Origin of the sequence: Staphylococcus sp. EZ-P03, from assembly GCF_003344575.1 — a bacterium.
Classification (GTDB): Bacteria; Bacillota; Bacilli; order Staphylococcales; family Staphylococcaceae; genus Staphylococcus; species Staphylococcus simulans_B.
Map to the genome: position 1 here is coordinate 1 of NZ_QPMO01000034.1, position 2,333 is coordinate 2,333.

Consider the following 2,333-nt stretch of genomic DNA (forward strand, 5'->3'; position numbering starts at 1 on the left):
TCATCATACGATTAAAACCTTTTGACATATCCGATAAACTTTTATTTAATTCAGTACCATCATAAACATTTCTAACGGTCAACGTAAGGAATGTTTTGCATTTATATTAAAATAGACAGCCCCGCCACCTAAAAATGGCTCATAATAATTATTTATAATTGAAGGTAGAGCATCATTAATATGATTTAATTCTCTTTCTTTTCCCCCTGGATATTTTAATAAGGGACGAAGGTTTTTATTTTCTGCCATAGTATTTCTCTCCTTTTATATTTATCTAAAAATTTGCCACCACTTCTTTTTTTCATCTTTTTTCATTTCTTCTTTATTTATTCCTTCATCAATCTGTGTTTCTGATTCTTTTTCTTCAAGTTCTAATTTCAATGATTCAAGTTTTTTATTAGAAATCAAAGTTAACTGTTGTTGTTGGTCTAAAAGTTTTTCTAAGTTTGCTCTTGATTTATTCGCTTCTTCTAACTGCTCTTCTAGTACCTTTATCAGTTTATCCTTTGCTTGTTTCTTCTGCTGTACGGTGCTGTTCATTCGTTGTACGCTGTTGTACACTTGCTGTACACTCTTTATTATCAATTCGTACATCAAATTCTTCTGCTAATTTCAAAAAGGCTTGGTGATCATACTCCAGAGATTCATTTTCATAAATTCTTGTATCTTTATTAATTGCTTTAATTTCAAGCTTTTCAAGTCTTCTTCTTACTTTTTGTCTTGGTTGATTTAATTCATCACATAAGTTTTTTATTGTATAAATTTTCTCCTTCATATGCCACCTCACTTATAAATCATTCTATCATAATGCTGTACAAATCGTTGTACGCTGTTGTACAGTGCTGTACACTCCACTAAATATATTTATAAACTGTTGTACGACTAATTTTTAAATTTTTAGCTATTTCTGTTGGAGAATGATCTGGATTTTCTTCTAAATATTCCTTTACTAAATTTTCTTTTGAAGGTCTTCCGTTGTTATCAGTCCATTTTCTTCCTTCTCTCTTCATTCTTAGATCCCTTATCATTCTAGCTTCTTCTAAGTGATCACTTTGCTTTTGATAATTTCTTTTATTTTTTTCAATAGGAATATCAGTTAATTTTACAATATCATCAATGGTAAAGTTATAATATTGTCTATCATAAGTTTCTAAAGCTGATTTAATATCATCTTCTTCTAAGGGATTAGAATGTTCTATTTCCTTCAATTCATCAAAAATTTTATACATATCTTCTCTAACTTCATTTTTTGGAATATTACACTTAACAACAATAAATCGCCATACACATTAAATAAAAATATCTATGACCACCCTTAACCTTATAACTTTGCCTTAGCCACCAATCATAAAGATCTCTCTTTATATCCCATCTTTTAGCTCTCCTTATCTCCCTTAACAATCACTCTTTCATACCACTCTGGAAACTTCTCTTCTGCTTCTTCTAAACTATATTGAGTTGGTCTAAATCGCTTTTTTATATCTACTCTATTTTTTTCTTCATCTGCATAGGAATTAATATAATCTAAAGTAACTCTTTCACCAGTTTTAAAAGCCTTTACTGGTAAATCATATTTATCATTTCTAGAGCCAACCATTCTAAAACCTTGATTGATTGACTGATACTGTATCTGCTTTTCTTGTGAAGTTGCCTTATACTCCCACATTTTAAAGGTTAAATCATACTTTAACTGCTTCATCTGAAGCTTAATATTCGGATATAAATCAATCGGTTTCTCAAATACATAGTAAATATGAAGACCTGTACCACTCATTACAATAAAAGTCGGCTGAGGAAGCGTCCTAAGCCCTGGCTTTTTACCTATTCTTGAAAATAAATTCATTAACTCATTTTTACCTACTGCATCAAGATCAAAAACTAAAGCATTCATCTGTTGAGCATACTCTAAGCGATTTACACGACCTCTATAAGCTAAACCAGAACACAAAGTCATAGGATTATTCTCTACAAACTCTCTATAATCTTCTTCCCAGGTATCATTAAGCATGATTCTTCTTCTCAGCTTTCTTTCTGTACCTTCATCTTTAGGATCCTTATATAAATAAATAGCATTAGGTTTAGAATAATCTCCTGTCATTTCTCCTTCATCTTGGTTATTAGGAAATATATATCTATAAAATTCTTCTCCCTTTACTTCTTCATAATAAAAACTCAATAACTCTTCTACTTCCTTATAATTCTTCTTCTTATTCTTTATATTATTACTCATATAAATCACCCCTTTTAAAACAATACCCCTAAAGACTACTTAGGGGACTTAGGTTATCAATATATTTTTTGAACACTTTTAGCATATCATAATTTTAACTCTT

The 2,333-nt window shown here is 30.0% G+C and carries 5 protein-coding genes; all 5 read right to left on the reverse strand.

From position 1 onward, the window contains the following. Positions 1 to 78: 78 nt before the first annotated feature. Entirely contained in the window at positions 79 to 249 is a 171-nt protein-coding gene (locus DVJ99_RS12725) for a DNA adenine methylase (RefSeq protein WP_021286047.1), read from the reverse strand. 21 nt (positions 250 to 270) lie between these two features. Beyond that, entirely contained in the window at positions 271 to 540 is a 270-nt protein-coding gene (locus DVJ99_RS12730; protein WP_162912219.1) for a DUF536 domain-containing protein, read from the reverse strand. Then, a complete protein-coding gene (locus DVJ99_RS13205) occupies positions 500 to 775 on the reverse strand; it encodes a hypothetical protein (RefSeq protein WP_162912220.1) in 276 nt (91 codons plus the stop codon). The genes DVJ99_RS12730 and DVJ99_RS13205 overlap by 41 nt, the downstream gene beginning before the upstream one ends. A gap of 79 nt (positions 776 to 854) precedes the next feature. Beyond that, entirely contained in the window at positions 855 to 1,229 is a 375-nt protein-coding gene (locus tag DVJ99_RS12735) for an HTH domain-containing protein (protein WP_114604537.1), read from the reverse strand. A gap of 146 nt (positions 1,230 to 1,375) precedes the next feature. Further along, complete coding sequence (locus DVJ99_RS12740) at positions 1,376 to 2,230, reverse strand: hypothetical protein (RefSeq protein WP_114604538.1); 855 nt, start codon at positions 2,228 to 2,230, stop codon at positions 1,376 to 1,378. Between the last annotated feature and the right edge of the window lie 103 nt (positions 2,231 to 2,333).

Excerpts from the sequence above, each read along its gene's own strand:
- DVJ99_RS12725 (WP_021286047.1), bottom strand. The coding sequence starts at position 249 with ATGGCAGAAAATAAAAACCTTCGTCCCTTATTAAAATATCCAGGGGGA.
- DVJ99_RS12730 (WP_162912219.1), bottom strand. The coding sequence starts at position 540 with ATGAACAGCACCGTACAGCAGAAGAAACAAGCAAAGGATAAACTGATA.
- DVJ99_RS13205 (WP_162912220.1), bottom strand. The coding sequence starts at position 775 with ATGAAGGAGAAAATTTATACAATAAAAAACTTATGTGATGAATTAAAT.
- DVJ99_RS12735 (WP_114604537.1), bottom strand. The coding sequence starts at position 1,229 with ATGTATAAAATTTTTGATGAATTGAAGGAAATAGAACATTCTAATCCC.
- DVJ99_RS12740 (WP_114604538.1), bottom strand. The coding sequence starts at position 2,230 with ATGAGTAATAATATAAAGAATAAGAAGAAGAATTATAAGGAAGTAGAA.